This is a genomic window from Micromonospora hortensis (assembly GCF_022230935.1).
Classification (GTDB): Bacteria; Actinomycetota; Actinomycetes; order Mycobacteriales; family Micromonosporaceae; genus Micromonospora; species Micromonospora hortensis.
Genome location: NZ_JAKKFE010000012.1, coordinates 446,012 through 464,906, shown reverse-complemented (window position 1 = coordinate 464,906; position 18,895 = coordinate 446,012). Strand labels below are relative to the sequence as shown.

General features: G+C 68.6%; 19 protein-coding genes and 1 pseudogene. 13 read left to right on the top strand and 7 right to left on the bottom strand.

Annotation, left to right across the window (positions count from 1 at the left end; translation table 11 throughout):
* Positions 1-23: 23 nt before the first annotated feature.
* A complete protein-coding gene (locus tag NIE111_RS10670) occupies positions 24-479 on the bottom strand; it encodes a nitroreductase/quinone reductase family protein (RefSeq protein WP_238684231.1) in 456 nt (151 codons plus the stop codon).
* Positions 480-750: 271 nt separating this feature from the next.
* Between NIE111_RS10670 and NIE111_RS10665 the strand changes: the two genes are divergently transcribed.
* A complete protein-coding gene (locus NIE111_RS10665; protein ID WP_238684230.1) occupies positions 751-1,509 on the top strand; it encodes an SDR family NAD(P)-dependent oxidoreductase in 759 nt (252 codons plus the stop codon).
* A 61-nt stretch (positions 1,510-1,570) separates the two neighbouring features.
* Positions 1,571-2,470 carry an AraC family transcriptional regulator gene (locus tag NIE111_RS10660; RefSeq protein WP_238684229.1) on the top strand — a complete coding sequence of 300 codons (900 nt, stop codon included), beginning with the start codon at positions 1,571-1,573 and terminating at the stop codon, positions 2,468-2,470.
* Between the two features lie 128 nt (positions 2,471-2,598).
* On the opposite strand, the gene NIE111_RS10655 is transcribed toward NIE111_RS10660, so the two are convergent.
* Positions 2,599-4,098, bottom strand: a complete 1,500-nt coding sequence (locus tag NIE111_RS10655; protein WP_238684393.1) for a protein kinase domain-containing protein — start codon at positions 4,096-4,098, stop codon at positions 2,599-2,601.
* Positions 4,099-4,291: 193 nt separating this feature from the next.
* Between NIE111_RS10655 and NIE111_RS10650 the strand changes: the two genes are divergently transcribed.
* From NIE111_RS10650 to NIE111_RS10640, 3 genes are all read left to right on the top strand, one after another.
* Positions 4,292-4,792 (top strand): LURP-one-related/scramblase family protein, encoded by a 501-nt coding sequence (locus tag NIE111_RS10650; RefSeq protein ID WP_238684228.1) that lies wholly within the window; start codon positions 4,292-4,294, stop codon positions 4,790-4,792.
* Positions 4,793-5,013: 221 nt separating this feature from the next.
* Positions 5,014-5,631, top strand: a complete 618-nt coding sequence (locus tag NIE111_RS10645) for a hypothetical protein (RefSeq protein WP_238684227.1) — start codon at positions 5,014-5,016, stop codon at positions 5,629-5,631.
* A 302-nt stretch (positions 5,632-5,933) separates the two neighbouring features.
* Positions 5,934-6,284 carry a DUF1801 domain-containing protein gene (locus NIE111_RS10640; protein ID WP_238684226.1) on the top strand — a complete coding sequence of 117 codons (351 nt, stop codon included), beginning with the start codon at positions 5,934-5,936 and terminating at the stop codon, positions 6,282-6,284.
* A gap of 111 nt (positions 6,285-6,395) precedes the next feature.
* On the opposite strand, the gene NIE111_RS10635 is transcribed toward NIE111_RS10640, so the two are convergent.
* Entirely contained in the window at positions 6,396-8,672 is a 2,277-nt protein-coding gene (locus NIE111_RS10635; RefSeq protein WP_238684225.1) for a glycoside hydrolase family 44 protein, read from the bottom strand.
* A 297-nt stretch (positions 8,673-8,969) separates the two neighbouring features.
* On the opposite strand from NIE111_RS10635, the gene NIE111_RS10630 reads away from it, so the two are divergent.
* The 5 genes from NIE111_RS10630 to NIE111_RS10610 all read left to right on the top strand — a co-directional run bounded on the left by NIE111_RS10630 (position 8,970) and on the right by NIE111_RS10610 (position 13,219).
* On the top strand, positions 8,970-9,743 hold the full coding sequence (locus NIE111_RS10630; protein ID WP_238684224.1) for a hypothetical protein: 774 nt from the start codon (positions 8,970-8,972) through the stop codon (positions 9,741-9,743).
* 229 nt (positions 9,744-9,972) lie between these two features.
* The gene (locus tag NIE111_RS10625) at positions 9,973-11,202 is read left to right on the top strand and encodes a cytochrome P450 (protein ID WP_238684223.1); all 1,230 of its coding nucleotides are present in this window, start codon (positions 9,973-9,975) and stop codon (positions 11,200-11,202) included.
* A 20-nt stretch (positions 11,203-11,222) separates the two neighbouring features.
* A complete protein-coding gene (locus tag NIE111_RS10620; protein ID WP_238684222.1) occupies positions 11,223-11,426 on the top strand; it encodes a ferredoxin in 204 nt (67 codons plus the stop codon).
* Between the two features lie 229 nt (positions 11,427-11,655).
* A complete protein-coding gene (locus tag NIE111_RS10615) occupies positions 11,656-12,570 on the top strand; it encodes a helix-turn-helix domain-containing protein (RefSeq protein WP_238684221.1) in 915 nt (304 codons plus the stop codon).
* 67 nt (positions 12,571-12,637) lie between these two features.
* Entirely contained in the window at positions 12,638-13,219 is a 582-nt protein-coding gene (locus NIE111_RS10610) for a dihydrofolate reductase family protein (protein WP_238684220.1), read from the top strand.
* Between the two features lie 44 nt (positions 13,220-13,263).
* Here the strand turns inward: NIE111_RS10610 and NIE111_RS10605 are convergent, their stop codons facing one another.
* Both NIE111_RS10605 and NIE111_RS32405 read right to left on the bottom strand, forming a co-directional pair.
* Positions 13,264-13,746: a GNAT family N-acetyltransferase gene (locus NIE111_RS10605; protein ID WP_238684219.1), complete on the bottom strand. Its 483-nt coding sequence runs from the start codon at positions 13,744-13,746 to the stop codon at positions 13,264-13,266.
* 120 nt (positions 13,747-13,866) lie between these two features.
* A pseudogene (locus NIE111_RS32405) lies at positions 13,867-14,193 on the bottom strand (DUF7003 family protein); the annotation flags it as partial.
* Positions 14,194-14,342: 149 nt separating this feature from the next.
* Between NIE111_RS32405 and NIE111_RS10600 the strand changes: the two are divergent.
* Entirely contained in the window at positions 14,343-14,738 is a 396-nt protein-coding gene (locus NIE111_RS10600; RefSeq protein WP_372488303.1) for a VOC family protein, read from the top strand.
* 36 nt (positions 14,739-14,774) lie between these two features.
* Here the strand turns inward: NIE111_RS10600 and NIE111_RS10595 are convergent, their stop codons facing one another.
* The gene (locus tag NIE111_RS10595) at positions 14,775-15,929 is read right to left on the bottom strand and encodes a serpin family protein (protein ID WP_238684217.1); all 1,155 of its coding nucleotides are present in this window, start codon (positions 15,927-15,929) and stop codon (positions 14,775-14,777) included.
* Positions 15,930-16,141: 212 nt separating this feature from the next.
* Positions 16,142-16,801, bottom strand: a complete 660-nt coding sequence (locus NIE111_RS10590) for an MSMEG_1061 family FMN-dependent PPOX-type flavoprotein (protein WP_238684216.1) — start codon at positions 16,799-16,801, stop codon at positions 16,142-16,144.
* A 90-nt stretch (positions 16,802-16,891) separates the two neighbouring features.
* Between NIE111_RS10590 and NIE111_RS10585 the strand changes: the two genes are divergently transcribed.
* Together NIE111_RS10585 and NIE111_RS10580 are read left to right on the top strand one after the other, a co-directional pair.
* Positions 16,892-18,139 (top strand): FAD-dependent oxidoreductase, encoded by a 1,248-nt coding sequence (locus NIE111_RS10585; RefSeq protein WP_238684215.1) that lies wholly within the window; start codon positions 16,892-16,894, stop codon positions 18,137-18,139.
* An 8-nt stretch (positions 18,140-18,147) separates the two neighbouring features.
* The gene (locus tag NIE111_RS10580; protein WP_238684214.1) at positions 18,148-18,636 is read left to right on the top strand and encodes a MarR family winged helix-turn-helix transcriptional regulator; all 489 of its coding nucleotides are present in this window, start codon (positions 18,148-18,150) and stop codon (positions 18,634-18,636) included.
* Positions 18,637-18,895 lie beyond the last annotated feature (259 nt).

Here is an 18,895-nt window from a genome sequence, read left to right as displayed (position 1 = left end):
TCCATGTCGCCCGGGTGGTCAGCTCAGCGGGGGCTCAGCCGTTCGTCGTCGAAAATGATCTCGATCAGCGGGCTGTGCTCGAGCCAATCCTCCAGGCGCTGGCGTTGGGTGACGCGCACACGCAAACCGGGCTCGTCCTGCAGGGCGACGACCGCAGACAGTACGCGGTGGCGCACCGCGGGATCCTTGACCGGCACTGCGGTGGCCGGCAGGTCTGCCCGGACGCCGTTCTTGAGGTGGAAGGTGAAGTGCGGGTGCGCCGACAGGTTGGCGTGCCAGCTTCGGGGCACCGGCATCCCGCTGAGGTACCAACGGCCGTCGACATGGTGGTACCAGATCTCGATGCGCCTCGGGCGGCCGGTGCGCCGGCCCAGGGTGGTGATGTCGATGGTGCGTGCCTCGCGCGGCGAGCCCGGGCCGATTGCCAGAGCGCGCCTGACCGCGCCCACGTCGTAGCTGCTGTCCGCGGTGTCGATCATGGTCGGCTGCCTCACTCGTGCCTTACGGAAATGGCTTTGGGGCAAGTCAACCGTTACGCCGGAAGGGCTGCTAGGGACATCCTGACGGATCCTTGCACGATTCTGCGCGGGCAGTGGCGGGCACGGCCGACGCGGTCCATGCCCGGCCATCCAAGAGGATTGGGCATGAGGCGAAGAGGATCGTTCTTTTCGCGGGCTCGGCACAGCGCTCTCCTGGAAGGGACACACTTCGCACGGATTCCGACGAATCCTCAGGCCCAGGAGGCACATCATGAAGGTAGCCGTCGTCACCGGTGCAAGCTCCGGCATCGGCCAGAGCGCGGCCCGGCAGATCGCCCGGCGTGGTTCCGGCGTCATCCTGACCTACAGCTCCAACGAACAGGGTGCCAAGGACACTGTCGCGCGGATCGAGCAGCAGGGCGGCGTTGCCGTGGCGCTCCACCTGGATCTCGGCGATACGGCGGGATTCACCATCTTCCGGCAGACCGTAGCCGAGGTGCTGCGCGATACCTTCCAGCGGTACTCCTTCGATCACCTGGTCAACAACGCCGGATTCGCCGGCATGGCGATGATCGAGGACACCCGCGAAGAGGAATTCGACCGGCTCACCGACGGCCTGTTCAAGGGGCCCTTCTTTCTCACCCAGGCCCTGCTGCCGCTCCTCGCCGACGGCGGCGCCATCGTCAACCTGACCAGCAACTCCACGCTGCCCCAGGTGACCGCGCCGGGATACTCCGTCTACGCGGCTCTCAAGGGCGCCGTGGCGGTGCTCACCCGTTACATGGCCAAGGAGTTCGGTCCCCGCGGCATCCGCGTGAACTCGGTCGCACCGGGAGCCACCGTCACCCGCTTCGCCGACGACGCGTTCAGCAAGAACCCGCAGATCATCCCGGAGCTGGCGAAGACCTTCACTCTCGGCCGCGTCGGTGAGCCCGACGACATCGGCATGGTCATCGCCATGTTGGTCTCCGAGGAAGGCCGGTGGATCACCGCCCAGGACATCGAAGTCTCCGGAGGCCAGAACCTCTGAATGTCTGCCCAATCATGCCAAGCCGACATCACCTCGTGGAGTTTTGTGCATGAATAGAATCATGTCTGCCCTGGACGAAATGCGTGAGCTTCTCAACCGGCACGCGCGGCCCGACATGAGCACGGCGATCGAGGGCATCAAGGTATGCAAGTTCAACCATCCGAATGCTTCGGCGGCCGGGATGTCCGGGACCGTGCTCGCAGTCATCGCCCAGGGTGGCAAACGACTCGCCCTGGGCGAGCACCTCTACGAATATGGGCCCGGTGAGTACCTGATCGCCTCCGCCGACCTCCCCGTCACCGGCCATGTCCTGGACACCGGGCAGCCCACCCTCGGCTTCGGCATGACTCTCGCTCCCTCAGCCCTTGCTGAACTCCTCCTGGAAGCCGACCCCCGAGACCTGTCGGCCACCCCACGCACCGCATCACCCGGCATCGCCGTCTCCACAGCTTCGCCTACGTTGCTGGACGCCATCGTGCGCCTGCTGCGGCTGCTGGAGCAGCCTGCAGACCGCAAGATCCTCGCTCCCATGGTGAAGCGGGAAATCCTTTGGTATCTCCTGCGCGGCGAGCAGGGCGTCGCCATCCGTCAGCTCGGTCTCGCCGACAGCGGACTGGCCCACATCAACCGCGCTGTGCATGAGATCCGGGAGAACTACGCCACCGCGTTTCGTGTGGAGGACCTGGCGGAAATCGCTGGCATGAGCGTTTCCGCCTTCCACCGCAACTTTCACACAGTTACAGGAATGAGCCCCATCCAGTTCCAAAAACGCATCCGCCTGCAAGAAGCTCGGCTCCTGCTCGCCAGCCGCCCCTCAGACATCACCGGTGTGGGCCTCAGCGTCGGCTACGACAGCCCTTCCCAGTTCAGCCGTGAATACCGCCGCATGTTCGGCACGCCGCCAAGCAGGGACACCCAACTCCGCACTACGCCAGCGGAATTCGTCACCGCGCTGCCCTGAACCAGACCCTGTCGGGGATCGTGGTGTTTTCGGTACGGCAGCATGACCAGCGGACATGCTCGGGGCTGTTTCGAGGGCCAATGCAGTTACCGAGGTGTCAGTGGGGGACGCGAGCGCGGGCCGTCCGCTCACTGACGGCTCTCCTTTATCTTCGGCAATGGCGTGCCGTCGTCGCACCGCGCCTTGATCTCGCTCCTGTTGCCCGCGGACAGCAGCACCACCTGGATTTCGTTGACGGGCCCGGGGTTGTAGTTTTTGAGGCGGTACCCGGGGGCAGGAGCGACGTCGACCACGCGAGCCTGATCGCCGGTGCAGAGCACAGTCACCACGCCACCGAGTGCCCGAATGTATGTACCTGGCTTTGGGGAGGTCGGCGTCGGCGCGGCACTCGGCGGCCCCGTCGGCTGTTCGGCACTGGGGGACGTTCTACTGCCAGGGCCGGCCGTGGAACCGGCTCTGGCAGTCGGCTCAGCCGGCCCAGCCGAAGCGGTCACCGTACGGCTTGGTCGTGAGACTGGTGCGGGCCCCGCGGACGTCTGCCGGGGAGCAGGTGCCTCAGTGGCAGACACGTCGAAGGCGGCGTTGGGCGGGGTGACACCGTCACGCGTGGCCACCCCGCCGGATCTGCCATCGGCGGGTATGAGCTGGGGGAGCAGGAGCGAAACGGTCCCCGCCGTCACGATGAGGACGGGGATCAACACGGCGTTGGGGATGCGGCGACGCCGACCGGGAGGGGAACTGGGGGTGGTCGGGGCCGACACGGGCGAGACGGATGCCGACTGCGCCGCCTGTTTCTCCCGCCGCTCGGCGTCATCAGCCAAACCGTGCAGGGTCGTGGCCACATCCGTGGCGTCCGGCCGATCCGCGGGATCCCTGGCGAGGCAACGGTCGAGGAGACGGTGGACCTCCGGTGACACTCCCTCGATGTCAGGCAGCGGTGCCGGATCGACGTACACGTGAGCGGTCAACATCTGCGTGGGGGTCTCCGCCGACCAGGGCAGCTCGTTGGTCAGCGTTCGGTACAGCAACAGTCCGAGCGCGTAGACGTCGGAGGCGGGCAGAACAGTGCCAGCGGCGAGCCGTTCGGGTGCGAGGTAGGCCGCGGTGCCCAACAGCCGTCCGTCCGCCTCCAGCTCCGGCCGACCGACAGTGGTGGCGATACCGAAATCGACCACCTTCACACCGGCCGGTGTCAGCATCACGTTGGACGGCTTGATGTCGCGGTGCACCAGCTTACGGTCGTGCGCGGCGGCGAGCGCCTCGGCGACCTGTGCGCACGTCCGCATCGCGGCGGCAGGCGGCAGCGGACCGGCGGCAAGCCGCTGGGACAGGGTCTGGCCGGGCAGCAGTTCCATCACCACATACGAGACCTGGCGGCCGGCGGCATCGGTGTGCTCGCCATAGTCGTACACACTCGTCACGTGCGGGTGCCAGAGGCCGGCCGCGGCCCTGGCCTCTGCCTGGATGCGTTGCCGTGCGCCTCGGGCGGTAGCTTGCGCGCCGGCCAGGACCTTGACGGCCACCGCGCGTTCGAGGACCCGGTCCCGGGCCCGCCAGACGGCCGACATGCCACCAGTACCGAGACGGCTCTCGACCTGATACCTGTCGTCCAATAGATCACCGACCATCACTGGGACAGCTTGCCAGAGTGGACCCGCAGCGGCATGGCGGTCCAATCTGGTGCTGGTCCCCGGCCGCCGGCCGTGTCCTCGTCATGGCCCGCCGACCGGGTTGGTACCGCGACGACAGCGGCAGAGAGTGGCGGTAACGGTCGGCCGTGCTCGGCCGGCACTTCCGCGTGCGGTGGGGGAGAATCGAATCATGTTTGTCATCAAGGAGCGGTTCTTCTCGATCGGCGACGACTTCGACGTGCTCGACGAGCACGGCACCAAGGTCTTCCATGTCGACGGCAAGGTGCTCAGCGTCCGCAACAAGGTCGTCATCGAAGACGCCTCCGGCCATGAGGTCGCCACGCTGCACCGACACCTGGTGGCGCTCCGTCCCACCTACGAGATCCGGATCGGCGGGGAGAAGGCCGCAGAGGTCCGTAAGAAGCTGCTCACGCCGTTCCGCGACAAGTTCACCATCGACGTGCCGGGGCCTGATGACCTGGAGATGAAGGGTGACCTGCTCGACCACGAGTACGTGATCGAGCGCGGCGGCACCGAGGTGGCCTCGGTCTCCAAGCGGTGGCTGACGATCCGGGACACCTACGCCGTGCAGGTCACCGCCGGCGTCGACCCGCTGCTCATCATCGGCAGCGTGCTCGCGCTCGACCTGGCCCTGAACCGCGACAAGAAGAAGAAGGACGACGACGACTGACCCCCTCGGCCCTGCGCCGCGAACAGCCCTAACCCAGGCTGGGCAGGAGCAGCCGGCCCCGTTACTGGTTGTGGGGCAGGTGGCCGTCGCGACGTCGAGGGCCGCCTGCCGGGAGTGGCCAGCGACCGTACGGCGCTAGATCGGGCCTGATCGGCGCGACCACCTGATCGTGGCTTGGAATCGGGCCGACGACAAGCGTTGGTCCCGGCACAATGATCGCGATGATCTCGTGGCGTGATGGGCTGTGGTGGGTGGTGGTCGGTCCGGTGGCCGGTGTGGCGCTGGGTGCCGTCGACTCGATCGTCAACCATGTGCCGGTGCTGCGGGGCGAGGTCGGCACCGCGCGTGCTGAGCGGGGCGGCTGGTCACAGGCCGCGGAGTTCGCCAGTCTCATCCTCGACGCCGGATGGGCCTGGGCGGCGATGGCCGTGCTGGTGGGCTGGCTGGTGAGTCGAGGCGTACGACTGGCGGCGGGAATGCTGCGCGGCGCCCTCGCGGGCGGCTGCACGCTGATCTCCGCCACCATCGCGTACTACGGCGTGGACGTGATCTTCGACGGCGGCATCTGGTGGGACATGGCGACCCGGTACTGGCTGATCGCTAGTGTGTGTCTCGGCCCTCCGCTCGGGACTGTCGGGGCGTTGATCCAGCGCTCTGGTCCGGTCGGAACGCTCGCTGTCCTCCTTGTGCCCGCCGGTGCGGCGTTGCAGATGGTGCTGCTGCCCCCGCCGCCGGAGAGCGCGATGGCCTGGCCGGTGCGGGTGAGCGTCTGGGCCGCGGCAGTGGTCGCCGCCGTGCTGATCGCTCGTCGGACACTCCGACTCAGGGGCACTCGCTGATGATGTCGCGGTGCGAGGACCGACCGGGGAACGTGGGGTCTTGAGCGCGGATCTCGCCTACCTGGCGCCGCCGCTCATGAACTGTCGCAGTGCGTCGAGTGTCGCCGGGGCGAGCACGCCTAGGTTCGCGGCTCAGCCCGTGGGCGAACGCGGAGTGGGCCTGCTGGCCTACGCTCCGGCCGGGGAGGAGCTCGCCGGGCGGGTCAGGAGCCCGAGGCCCCCAAGTGGTGAAGGGTGGGAGCGCGGCGGCACCGCACCCTTGTCCACCACACACGCGATATCTACTGAGCACCATGAAGGGGATGACCGTGAACGACGACGTCACCGAATACATCAACAAGACGCAGCCGTGGCAGATCGACGTGTGCCAAAAGCTGCGTGCGATGATCGACGAAACTGTTCCAGGTGTCGAGGAGCGGCTTCAGTACGGCAAGCCGCACTACCTCAAGAACGGCCATTACGCCGCCGTCATCGCGGTAGCCAAGGCCAAGGTCTCGTTCATGGTCTTCAACGCGACCGACATCCCCGAGGTCAAGGGATTCCTGCGGTCGATGGGCAACGGTGAACGCAAGACTGTCGACATCACGGATGGGCAAGACGTCGACTATGGCCAACTTGCCAGTTTCCTGAGCAAGACCACGGCGGCCCTGTAGGCGCAGCCCGCCCGCCCCGGCCCCCTCGCTCGGGAGTGAGGAGTCCGGGGCGCCGCTGCGCCCCGGACCCCTCAGGCCTGCTCCGTCAGGTACGGAGTGGGGCCTCTTCGCTCACCCGCAGCGTTGACCGTTGAGGGTGAAGGCGGTCGGTGCCGGGTTGGTGCCGCTCCACGTGCCGTTGAAGCCAGTGCTGGTGGACGCGCCGGGGGCGAGTGTGCCGTTCCAACTCATGCTGTCCGCTGTGACGCTCGTTCCGTTCTGTTTCCAGGTGGCCGACCAACCCTGGCCGACCTTCTGGCCGGTGGTGGGGAAATCGAAGGCGAGTTTCCAGCCGTTGATCGCGGTGGTGCCGGTGTTCTTGATCGTCACGGTCGCGGTGAAGCCGCCCGGCCAACTGTTCGCCGTGTAGCCGACCGCGCAGACGGTGGTCGGGGCGGTGGGCGCGGTCCGTACGGTCAGGCCGGGGGAGGCCGCCGAGACGTTGCCCGCCGCGTCCCGCGCGGTCACCACGAAGGTGTACGGGGTGTCCGGCGTCAGTCCGGTCACTGTGTACGTGGTGCCGGTGGCGTTGCCCACCTTAACGGGGCCGGCGGCGTCGACCCGGTGCACGTCGTAGCCGGTGACGGCGGTGTCGTCGGTGGACGGCGTCCAGGTCAGCGCGACGGTGTCGCCGGTGATCGTGCCGGCGGTCGGCTTACCCGGGGCGGTCGGTGCCTGGGTGTCGCCGGGCGTGGTGCTGCGCGGCAGCACCAGGTGGGTGATCGAGTTGGCCGGGAACGTGGCCGTGAGGCCGCTGGCGGTCACCGGCAGGTCGGCCTCCCGGACGACGCCGGCGAGGTTCGCCCCGCTGTAACGGTAGACCTGGGCGGTGCTGGCGGAGGCGCCGGCGAGGGCGACCGGGCTGGTCAGGTCGTCGCCGGTCTTGTTGACGACGACCACTGTGAGCGCCTTGTCGGCGCTGCGCTCGGCGGCGTACACGGCCAGCTTGCCCTGGTCGGCACTGGTCGCCCCGACGGAAGTCTCGCCGAACGCGCCGCCCTTGCCGTCGTAGTTGCGGTAGACGCGGAAGGCGTTGGCCACCGGCTGGTCGGCCGTGGGTGCGGTCCAGAGGGTGGCCAGGTCGAGCCTTTCGCGGCCGAAGATGCCGAGAACGTCAGCCTGGGCGAGCGCGCCGTTGAGCGACCCGAAGGCACCCCAGTTGTACTCGGTCATCGCGATCTTCGTGCCCGGGTAGTGCTGGTCGACCAACTCGCGCAGGCGCGGGATGTGCCGGACCGGACTGTTGATCCAGCTCTCGTCCACATAGGTCGGGTCCCAGAGCTGGCGGGTCGAGCGCAGTCGCAGCGCCTGGGTGTCGGCGTCGCCGGCCGCTTCGCCCAGAACACCCGACTGCTGCGGGTAGAGGTGGACGTCGAAGTAGTCGAGGATGCGTGTGCCGTGCTGCTGCTCGTACTCGCGCATCCGGTCCAGGTACCACGGGCCGAGGTCCTGGCCGCCGTGCGCGGCCTTGTCCGGCGGGTTAGACCAGCAGCCGGTGCGCGAGCAGGTGTCCTGGTCGAGTCCCGAATAGAGGATCGAGTTCAGGCCCCAGCCGACCGGGCCGAGCGTCTTCGCGCCGGGGTCGGCAGCCTTGATCGCGGCGGCGTACTCGTAGGTGCGGTCGCGTAGCTCGTCGTAGCCCAGCCCGGTCGGGCGGACGTCGCGGTGGGTGGAGTGCCACAAGTCCGGCTCGTTGTCCAGGTTGTAGAACTGGACCCCACCGTCGGCGGCAGCGCCAAACTGCCCCTTGAGGTGGTTGACGAAGTCGGTGGCGTACTCCGGACCCACCGCGACGCTGGTGTCCTCCGGGTCGTTGCCGGTGACCGGTGAGCCGTCCGGCTTGATGCCGTTGCCGCAGTCCGGTGCCCACTGGTCGGTGGACTGCTGCGGGCCGTACTTGGCGACGCTGAAGCCACACGCCCGCGACCGATCCTTGGCGATCCAGCCGAGCATCGGAATCGTCATGACCGTGGCGGCGCCGATGGCCTTGTTCTGCTGCACGAACCGGTCGGACTCCGAGCCCTCCGGGAGGTTCTCCGGACTCGGGTTGTCGTTGGGGATGTTCTCGAAGTACCAGTCCGACGCGCGATTGGTGGTGTCGGCACGGAAGTTGTAGCGGGTGGTGGCGTTGCCGCCGTAGCGGTGCACCGGCAACCGCAGGTCGAGGGCGAGGGCCTGGTCGGCGAAGTTCATGCCGTAGACGTACGGGCTGATCTGGTGCCGGGCGGCAGTGGTGTCCACGGCCAGTGCCGGGCCGGCTGCGGCCAGGGCCGGCTCCGGCAGGACCAGACCGCCGAGGGCCGTGGCGAGCACGACCGGAAGTAGAGCTGTGGTGGGACGCACGAGCATTCCTTTCGCAGAGGAGCTCGACGATGGGAGCGCTTCCACAGCGTTACGTCTTCCTGTCTCCGAGTCAATGCCGCAGGGCGGTACGCTGCCGGCCGACCGAAGCCAACCTCTTCACATATGATGACGTTCATCAATGTGGCTGTAGCTGATGCGGCGTGCCGGAATGGCTCGGATCGCCGCAGCGCGGAGGCAACCGCGCCGCAACGGGGCAGGCGGGAGCACCCAGCGTCGCATGGCCGGACAGTTCCTGCTGGCCCGGCCCCTGTGGTCGGCGACCAGCCGTCTTGGAGGATGACAATGCGCAGTGTTCTGGCGGTGTTCAGCGCCGCCCTGATCCTCGGCGCCGCGGTCGGCAGCGTTCCGGCCGGGGCAGCGGGGGCCTCCCCGCCCTCGTGCCCCCGTGGCCTGCTCTTCTGTGAGGACTTCGAGCGACTGCCTCTCGGGGGGCCCAGCACGTTGAACTGGGGTGTCGACACCCGGAACGGCACGCTCACCGTCGAACGTGCCCGTCGTGGCAACCAGGTGCTGCACGTCCACACCGTTGACAACGGACGCGCCTTCCTGCGCGTCGACGACTTCGCCGCGCCGGGCAACCGCTTCTACGGCCGCATGCGCCTGCGCGTCGACGCCTTCCCCACGGCACCGGACTGGGCGCACTTCACGCTGGTGGAAGCGACCGGCACCGGCAGCACGGAGGTCGTCCGTCCGATCGGTGGGCAGTACGCGCCAACGGTCCCCGGGACCTTCTGGGGCGTCGGCGCCGACGGCGGTCCGACCGGCGACTGGACCAACTGGCGGGAGTCCGCCCCGGTCGTCGAGGACACCTGGCAGTGCTTCGAGTGGAAGATCGACCCGGCGGACAACCGCGTCGCTGTATGGATCGATGGCGTGGCGAACCCGGAGTTGACAGCCTCCACGAGCGACCACGGTGGCAACGACGTTCCCTTCGTCCTGCCGACCGTCGACACGGTGAAGATCGGCTGGCAGCTCTACCAGGGCGGCACGACACCGGGCGAGTTCGACCTCTGGATCGACGACATCGCCCTTTCGAGCAAGCGGCTCGGCTGCTGATCCGGGGCCAGTCCCGATGAAAGTCCCTGCCGGGGTGTGGCTTTGCTGCCGCACCCCGGCGACGGACCGGCCTCCATGGCGATCATCGATATCTGCCGCTACGATCCGACATCGACAGACTACTGAGCGTTGATGTGTGTGTCGGCACGTCCCGGACGCTGGCAGTCCGGCGCCGCTACGAACGAGGTGCCGGCCTGAGGATCACGCCGTCTCGACGAAGGGAACTCGGATGACGGAGAGCGCGCAGACCACCGATAGCCGAACCGTTCCGCCGGCCCGGTCGTACCCGTTCAGTGTGCCCGACCGCCTCGTCGTCGACCCGACCTACGGCGAGCTGCGCGAGAGCGAGCCGATGACCCGGGTCAAGCTCCCCTACGGCGAGGAGGCGTGGCTCGCCACCCGGTACGAGGACGTCCGCACGGTCCTCGGCGACGTGCGGTTCGGCCGCGCCCCGGCCGTCCACCGCGACGAGCCCAGGCTCACCCCACGCCAGCAGAACAGCGGCATGCTGACCCTGGACCCGCCCGATCACACTCGGCTGCGCCGGCTGGTGGCGAAGGCGTTCACGGCACGTCGGGTAGAGGCACTACGACCCCGAACCCAGGAGATCGCCGACGAACTGGTCGACGACATGGTCCGGCTCGGTCCTCCGGCCGACCTTGTGGAGCACGTCGCCACGCCGCTGCCGATCCAGGTGATCTGCGAGCTGCTCGGGGTCCCGTACGCCGACCGCGACCGCTTCCACATCTGGTCCGAGGCGATCGTCTCGACCACCTCGCTGCCCATGGAAACGATCCAGGAGTACCTGAACAACCTCTGGGGCTACATCGGTGGTCTGGTCGCCGAGCGCCGCCGCGAGCCGGGGATCGACGACCTGCTCGGCGCGTTGGTGCGGGCCCGCGACGAGAATCAGGATCGGCTCAGCGAGACCGAGCTGGTGGAGCTTGCCGGAGGGCTGCTCGCGGCCGGCCACGAAACCACTGTGACCCAGATCCCCAACTTCGTCTACGTCCTGCTGCACAATCCGGACCAGCTCGCTCGGCTGCGGGCCGACCCGTCGCTGGCGCCGGCCGCGGTCGAGGAACTGCTGCGGTACGTGCCGCTCGGCGTCGGCTCCTCCTTCGCCAGGTACGCCAAGGAGGACGTCGAGGTCGGCGGGGTGCTTGTCCGGGCAGGTGAGCCGGTTCTCGGCTCACTGTCATCGGCGAATCGGGACGGCACTGTCTTCGCCGACCCGGACCGGCTGGATCTCGAGCGCGAGCAGAACCCGCACCTGGGTTTCGGGCACGGCGTCCACCACTGCGTCGGCGCGCAGTTGGCCCGCATGGAGTTGCAGGTCGCCGTAGCCACCCTCGTGACTCGACTGCCCGGACTGCGGCTCGCCGTACCGGAAGCCGAGCTGGAGTGGAAGCGGGGCATGTTGGTGCGGGGCCTGCTCGGCATGCCGGTGGCCTGGTGAGTGCCGCCTGGCGAATCGGGGTGGACACGCGCCGTTGCATCGGCACGAGCATCTGCGCCGGCACCGCGCCCGAGCACTTCCACCTGGTCGGCGGCCTGTCCGCGCCGCTGGCGGACGTCGTCGCCCCGGCCGACGTCATCCTCGACGCCGCCGACTCGTGCCCGGTGGAGGCGATCACGGTCCACGACGTCACCGACGACCGGCTGATCGCGCCGCAGGAGTAACCCGAGATCGAGCCCGGCCGTCTCGGCAAGGTGATCACCGACTTTCTGGAGTACGGCTGGCAAACCACCTTCGACACCACCCTCGGAACCCTCGGCCGGTCCGAGTCACCACCACCGCAAGCCGTCGACCCCTGCCAACCGGCGGCGCCGTGGCTGGACCGGTAGCACAGCTCCGGCGCCGTACGCCTGCCGTGCGTCCAGCACGCACGACGCGATCCCGTCGATCTCGGTGGCCGGAGGACTCGCCAGCACCTCACCCAGCGGCGACTGCCCGGTCAGCGGCCACGTCGACGATACTGTCGGCGTGGAGTACGTGTCCAGAGTGCCGCGACCGCCACTGGACGGGCTGATCGACGACCTTTACTACCTGGAGGGTGCGCCGCCGTACGCCCGACTGACGCTTCCGGCAAGTCCGGCGGCGTTCCTCATCGTCAACCTCGGCGCACCGTTTCGCATCCGTGCCGGCACTGACATCGAGACCGCCGAGTACGCCGACGGCTGCGTGGTCACCACGCCCACCCGCGCGTTCGAATTCGGCTACCCACTCCGGACCCGGTCCGTCGGCGTGCACTTCAAGCCGTGGGGGCCGGCACCGTTCCTGCCGATGCCCGCGACGGAGCTGTGTGACCGGCCGGCGACCGTAGAGCAGGTGTGGGGGAGGCCCGCCACTGCCGAGCTGCGAGACCGGCTGGCCACGGCCGAGGGACCTCACGAGATGCTGACGCTGCTCGAGGGGGAGCTGATGCGACGGCTGAGCGATGCGGCCGGCCTGGGGCTGGTCCGACATACGAGCCGCATCATCGCCGCGACCAGCGGGGCGGTGGCGATCGACGACCTGAGGGTTTCCGCCGGTGTCAGCAGCACGCACCTGGCACAGCGATTCAAGGAGCTCATCGGCGTCACGCCGAAACGGTTGGCCCGCACCTACCGCTTCGCCGCCACAGTGCTCTCGATCAACCCCGCCGAACCGATCGACTGGGCCGACCTCGCCGGTGGCGCCGGCTACTTCGACCAGGCCCACTTCGGCCACGAGTTCCGGGCCTTCACCGGGCTCACACCGACCCGGTACGTCGAGGTCAGGCGGCGGTTCCTGCGCGAACATCCCGGCCACGTGCTGGATGGCTGGCCGCTGCCGACCGATTGATTTCTTACAAGAACGACAGCCCACGAAACTCTAACCTGAGGGCATCCCCAAGCAGAGGAGCACGCTCATGGGCGGCGTCGTCATGTACGGCTCAGTGTCGGTGGACGGCTTCATCGCGGACGAGAACGACCAGCCCGGACCCCTGTTCGACTGGTTGACCAGCGGCGACGTCCCATTGGACGAGAGCGGCGTGTTGAAGGTGTCACAGACGTCCCACGACTACATCCGGCCGTACTGGGACCAGATCGGGGTGACGATCGCCGGCCGCCACGTCTTCGACATGACGGACGGCTGGGATGGAAAGCCTCCGAGCGGGATCGACCACGTGGTCGTCGTGACGCACCGGCCGAAGCCCGAGGGCTGGGACCCCGAGGCGCCGTTTCACTTCGTCGACGGCGTCACGGCAGCCGTGGCCAGGGCGCAGGAGCTCGCGGGTGACCGCGTCGTCGAGGTCGCCGCTGGCGACGTCGGCGGCCAGGCGCTCGCCGCCGGCCTGGTCGACGAGGTACGCATGGACGTCGTACCCGTGGTTTTCGGGTCCGGCAAGCGCTACTTCGGGTCGGTCCGCCCGCAGCACCTGTTGGAGGATCCTGACGTGGTGATTCAGGGCAACCGGGTGCTTCACCTGCGCTATCGGGTGCGCCGTTGACTGACCAGGGCGGGCTGCGTCGCCGCAACCCGCCCCGGATCTGATCAGAGTTGCCGGTAGTAGACAGCCACCGGCAGCGGCGTGCAGCCCAGTGCTTCGTACAGGGCTCGGGCGGGCGCATGGAATCCGTCCCCGCCCGTGCCGATCGTGACGACCTCGGCGCCGAGGTCCCGCATCGCGGCGAACGCATGCTCGCACAGCACGGTGCCCGTGCCGAGCCGGCGATGCGAGGCGGACACAGCGAGGATGGTGACGCTGGCGTTTCGGCGCTCAGGCTCGACCGTCCAGGCCACGTAGCCAGCGATGGCGCCGTTGATCTCGGCTACCGCGACGTACCGGTGCTTGGCGGGGTCGTGGAGCTCGGCAACCTGCTCGACGTAGTCGTCGCGCCACCTGCCGTGCTGGTTGGCGAAGACGGCCTCGCCCACGAGAGGGCGGAAGGAGTCTTCGTAGAACGGTCCGAACGTCTCGATGGTCAGTTCGGTGAGCTGGGCCAGGTCATGCTGAAGAAACGAGCGGATACGCATGAGAGTGCCTCTCGAGCTGAGATCCTGAAAGCCAACAAATCGGGCGTCAGGTGGTCAGCCGGCGGCCGGAACGGCGGCGAGCCGACCCTCAGTGGCGCGTGCGCCAAGCGGCGAAGCAACTCATGGCAGGAATCCTACGGGCCGCCGCAACCGCATTCCTGGCACAGAGCGTCCGCCAAGGCCGCGGGAGACAGATCTCAGAGGGCAGCCGCCATCACATCGCGTGGACACCCGCCGGCCTCGCACCACAATCGACCCTCCGTCATAAGTCTCCGGCTGGTCAACGTCCTCGATCTCGTCCCAGTTGTCGATCCGGTCGAGGAAGTCCTCGCTGGCGTAGCCTGGTTCGCCCTCGGTCAGACAGTTGCCGAAGACGTGAAGGACGTCGGTGAGGTTGTCGGCCCTGGGGGAGTATCCCAACGCCTCGACGATGAGCGCCCACCGCTGCGCGTCACGGTAGGAGACGGCTTATCCACGAGGTTCGGGTGCGCGCAACTGCCGCCGAGCCTGCGACGGATGAACCAGGCGCTCGTCCCGCAGGTGCGACCGGCCGTTCTCGCCGCAGGCCAGCAGGACCTCGTCCCAGGTACGCTGCCGTGGTGCAGATCGACTTGGTTGCGCTGATTGTCGACGAGTACGACCCCGCGATCGCGTTCTTCATCGACGTCCTCGGCTTCGACCTCGTCGAGGACTCCCCAGCACTGACCAATGACGGTCGAGCCAAGCGGTGGGTCGTCGTTCGGCCGCCGGGCGCTCAGACCGGGATCCTCCTCGCTCGCGGCGACGGAGAACACCAGCGCGCCGCAATCGGTAACCAGGTAGCCGGCCGAGTCGGGTTCTTCTTCCGCGTCGACGACTTCGACGCCGCTTATCGACGGATGGTCGAGGCCGATGTCACCTTCGTCCGGGAGCCGCGGACCGAGCCCTATGGCCGAGTCGCGGTCTTCCTCGACATCGCCGGCAACCGGTGGGACCTGCTCGGGGCCAATTGACGTCGCGCACCGACGATGTCGTCTGGTGTCGTCGGGTCAGGCTGGGCCGTTGACCAGCGGGTCGTGGACGCGGCCGAGGAACAGTGGTACGCCGGTGAGCCGGTCGTGGATGACGTACAGGAATGGCCGGTTGGCGAAGAACTGCGGCCCTTGCGGGATCGACGGCGGTCGGACGATGACGGCCGATGCGGCTGCCGCCTCGGTACCCTTCTCGTCCACCCCGATGAACGTCTCGTGCACCACGTCGTCGATGCACAGGGCGGGCTCGGTGCTCATGCGGGTGAAGTCGGCCTGTGACGTGAATGCCGTGGGCATGCCGAGGCTGCTCAGCGCGGCACCCAGCTCGGCCGGCAGGCGGAACGTCCACCGGGGCAGGCGCAGTTCGACGTCGGTGATCTGGAACCCGGCCAGCAACGCTCCCAGCCAGGTCGCGTCGAGGCTCGCCTCGACAGCGCTGAGATCGTCCCGGGTCGGCATGACGATGGCCATGGCAAGGCCGTCGCCCGCGTACGGCACGTCGACGGCGCGCCACCCGTCCCCCTCGAGGTAGCCCATTCTGTCGAACGGCCCGCGCATCATCGGGACGTCGACAACGGTTCCGTCATCCCTTGTGAAGGGTCCTACCGCCGTTGCCGCCGCGGTGAACGGGTACTTCCAGGCCGCCTTGAGGTAGATCGCGTTGGTCAGTATCAGGCTGGTGTTGGGGCTCACGGCGTCGGACTGCAACAGCTCCGGAATCTTCGCGTTGGTCCGATCGGACACCCAGGTGTTGATCTCCTGGCGGGCCACCTCCGGCGCGCCGCGGAAGTCGACCGGTCGCGGCGTGGCGCCGTAGTAGCCGGCCAGGGCGTCCCGGAACCGGGGCCGCAGACACAGATCGAGTCGTGTCCACAGCGCATTGGCCGTGGTCAGCCGGGGTTGCTTGACTCCGTCGCCGTCCTGGTAGCGGCCGGCGAGCGCCTGCTCGACGGTGTTGAGCCCGCTGTCGAGTGCGCGAGGGCGCGGATGCGGCGCGTGGAGCACAGTGTCCATCTCGCCTGCCGTGGTCGAGCCGGCGCCCGCCCTGGTCATCGCGAGCGCGATCGCGACCGAGTACGGCGCGCACACCACATTGTCGCCTGCCCGGGTCGATGCCACGGTGCGGTAGAGGTCGGCCGTGAAGCCGCGAACGGCGGTAGCGGCGGCCTGCATCGTGGCCGGGTCGGGTGGTACGCGGACCGCATTCGTCGCGGTGGACGGCGTGCCGGTCCAACGGAGATCACCTGGGGCGGCGGTAAGGGCAGCGGCCGCAAGCGGGACCGCCCGAAGAAGAGATCGACGCGAGACCATGTCTTGAGGTTAGAGCAGTCCCACGGAAACCCACCAGGCGTAAACCCACTTTCATCGAAACTCGGCTATGTCTGTCATTCGTACCGGTACTTCAGCGAGTCCGCCTCGGCCTTCTCGATGTCGGCAATCGTCAGCTCGGGCATTCGTAGCTGGGCCAGCGTCACCTCGGCCGAGGTCGGCTGGGCGTCCGCCGGCAGCCACTGCTCGGGCTTCCAGGCCCCGCTGCGCAACAGCGCCTTGGGGCAGTGTGGGTAGACCTCATCGATCCCCAGCACCAGCGCGCTGGCCGGTGGCTTGCCCACGGCGGTCAGCTGCGACAGCAGCTCGGGGCGAGTGGAGACGCAGGCCCGGCCGTTCACCCTGAGCGTCGTGGTACGCCCCGGAATGATGAACAGCAGCCCGGCCCGCCCCGTCGCGACGACGTTCTGCAGACTGTCCAGACGCTTGTTGCCGGTGGCGTCCGGTATTGCCACCGTCCGTGCGTCCAGGACGGCGACGAAGCCGGCGGGGCCGCCGCGCGGGGAGACGTCACAGTTGCCAGTGGCGTCGACTGTGGCGACCAGGACCAGCGACGAACAGCCGATCAACCGCCGGGTCTGCTCGGTGAGTTCGGTCATCTGCTTCCGCACGGCCGCGTCACTGGGGAGTTCGTAGGCCCGGCGCAGCGACTCCTGGTCGGGCACGGCGTCGAGGCGCAGCGAGTCGAAGGCACTGGTGGCGAGGGCTGGCGTCATGCATCGACACTAATCGACCAAGCTGACCGGTCCAGCCATCGTCGCGGCGACGGCCTTGCCGAAATCATCTTAGTCATTAAGATAAACCGCATGGTCACATCGACGGACTTCTCGGTGGCGATCGCCGGCGCCGGCCTCTCCGGCCTCTGCCTCGCCCAGTACCTGATGCGCGCCGGCATCGACGTGCACGTCTACGAGCGGGATTCGGGTCCCTTCGTCCGGCGGCAGGGCTACCGGATCATTCTCGACCGGTACGGCATCGAGGCGCTGCGCGAGAGCCTGCCACGCTCGCTGTACAACCTGGCGCTGACCACCGGCGACGAGCCCGGTGGGCAGCTACGCTTTACCGACGGCCGGCTGCGGGACGCGTTCGCCATCACCTTCAAGGACGAGCCGCACGCGACCCGCCAGGTCGACCGGCTGACCCTGCGGTCGATCCTGCAGTCCGGGCTGAACGGGCGCATCCACTACGGCAAGGACGCCGTCGCGGTGGACAGTGGCGACCCGACACGGCCGCGGCTGCTGTTCTCCGACGGCGGGGCCGCGGCGGCAACCGTCGTCGTGGGCGCGGACGGCGTCGGCTCGGCGCTGCGCGCGCAGATCATGCCGGACGCGGACCCCGCGAACACCCCGATGGCGGGCATCTACGGCCGATCGCCCCTGCGGCGCAACGGCGAGAGCGTCATCCCGGACGCGCTGCGTACCAGCGGGGTCCTGGCCATCGCCGACCAGCCGGGCCGCGCCTTCTTCTTCACCTCCATGCGGTTCGGCGAGAGCCCGCCGGAGGCGTTCGCGCGCCTGGCCCCGGGCAGTTATGCGCCCACGGGCGACGACTACGTCATGTGGGGACTGTTGCTCCGGCAGGAGGAGGTGCCCGTGGGCATCCGGGGCGACCTGCTGGCGCTGTGGCGACTGGCCTCCCGGATGAGCATGGACTTCCACACGGTCATCCGGCGGCTGGTCGGCACGGCCGAGCTGGACGCCACGGTGCTCAACCTCTTCGCCACCGGCCAGCGTCCGCGCCGGTGGGCAGTGCCCCGGGCGACGATGATGGGCGACGCCGTGCACGTCATGCCGCCGTTCGGCGCTCACGGCGGCAACACCGCGCTGCGCGATGCCGCCCTGCTCGGCCGCAGGCTGGTCGAGGCCCAGGCCAGCGGCACGCCGGTGGAGGCGGCGATAGCCAGCTACCAGGACGAGATGGTGCCCTACGCCTTCCGCGCCGTCGACACCGCCGCCAGGCTGATGCGCCGCCTCACCGGGGGAGCGGCCGCACCCCACTGGGTGCTGACCCGCGTGCTACCTCGGCTGCACCGAGTCACCGTCCCGGAGGGATGATTGCGGGCATGTCCCACCAGCCGGCCCGTGCGTCCGTGATCGACGACCTCATGCGCGCCGGACGGGAGACGTCGCGGCTGTCCATGGTGTTCCGGTACGCCATCGCGGAGCGGCTGGGTCTCACCGTGAGCGACCTGGAGTGCCTCGACTACCTGGCGGACGTCGGGTCCGCCAGCGCTGGGCAGGTCGCCGAGCGGACCAACCTCACCACTGGGGCCGTGACCAGCATGCTCCGCCGGCTCCAGCAGGCGGGCTACGTGACGGCCGAGCGCGATCCGGCGGACCGGCGGCGGTTGATCGTCGCTCTGCGGCCGGAGCGGATGGCCGAGTTGGAGCGACCGTACGAGCGGTTCGCCGAGCGGGCGGAGCGGCTCGTCGAGGGCTACAGCGTCGAGGAGGTCACGCTCCTGGTCCGGCACTATGACCGTATGCAGGCGATGTACCTCGCCGAGTTGGACAGCCTCCGCGGTGGCGACACCGCGCAGCGAACCGCCTGAGCCGGCGTCGCGGCTGATGCGCCGCTGGCGACGCTGGAGGCCTCCCACCCGCGATCGTGTCGGGAACCCACAGGGTGACAGTGTTGCCGCTGGCGAAAGGCGGTGAAACGTCGGCATTGGCGCGTGGTGAACGACGGGTATCCCGCGCGGGGGTCCTGCGTCGATCATTGCCCGAAGATAGATGCGAGTCACTCTCACCTCCTGGCGGAACGCCCGGGCGCGGAGGGCGAGACGTCGGCACCGGAAGCCGGGCGTGACC

Coding starts and splice junctions, on each gene's coding strand:
- NIE111_RS10650 (WP_238684228.1), top strand. CDS start 4,292: ATGTTTGTCATCAAGGAGCGGTTCTTCTCGATCGGCGACGACTTCGAC.
- NIE111_RS10665 (WP_238684230.1), top strand. CDS start 751: ATGAAGGTAGCCGTCGTCACCGGTGCAAGCTCCGGCATCGGCCAGAGC.
- NIE111_RS10630 (WP_238684224.1), top strand. CDS start 8,970: ATGCGCAGTGTTCTGGCGGTGTTCAGCGCCGCCCTGATCCTCGGCGCC.
- NIE111_RS10670 (WP_238684231.1), bottom strand. CDS start 479: ATGATCGACACCGCGGACAGCAGCTACGACGTGGGCGCGGTCAGGCGC.
- NIE111_RS10655 (WP_238684393.1), bottom strand. CDS start 4,098: ATGGTCGGTGATCTATTGGACGACAGGTATCAGGTCGAGAGCCGTCTC.
- NIE111_RS10635 (WP_238684225.1), bottom strand. CDS start 8,672: ATGCTCGTGCGTCCCACCACAGCTCTACTTCCGGTCGTGCTCGCCACG.
- NIE111_RS10585 (WP_238684215.1), top strand. CDS start 16,892: ATGGTCACATCGACGGACTTCTCGGTGGCGATCGCCGGCGCCGGCCTC.
- NIE111_RS10610 (WP_238684220.1), top strand. CDS start 12,638: ATGGGCGGCGTCGTCATGTACGGCTCAGTGTCGGTGGACGGCTTCATC.
- NIE111_RS10605 (WP_238684219.1), bottom strand. CDS start 13,746: ATGCGTATCCGCTCGTTTCTTCAGCATGACCTGGCCCAGCTCACCGAA.
- NIE111_RS10660 (WP_238684229.1), top strand. CDS start 1,571: ATGTCTGCCCTGGACGAAATGCGTGAGCTTCTCAACCGGCACGCGCGG.
- NIE111_RS10625 (WP_238684223.1), top strand. CDS start 9,973: ATGACGGAGAGCGCGCAGACCACCGATAGCCGAACCGTTCCGCCGGCC.
- NIE111_RS10640 (WP_238684226.1), top strand. CDS start 5,934: ATGACCGTGAACGACGACGTCACCGAATACATCAACAAGACGCAGCCG.
- NIE111_RS10580 (WP_238684214.1), top strand. CDS start 18,148: ATGTCCCACCAGCCGGCCCGTGCGTCCGTGATCGACGACCTCATGCGC.
- NIE111_RS10595 (WP_238684217.1), bottom strand. CDS start 15,929: ATGCAGGCCGCCGCTACCGCCGTTCGCGGCTTCACGGCCGACCTCTAC.
- NIE111_RS10645 (WP_238684227.1), top strand. CDS start 5,014: ATGATCTCGTGGCGTGATGGGCTGTGGTGGGTGGTGGTCGGTCCGGTG.
- NIE111_RS10590 (WP_238684216.1), bottom strand. CDS start 16,801: ATGACGCCAGCCCTCGCCACCAGTGCCTTCGACTCGCTGCGCCTCGAC.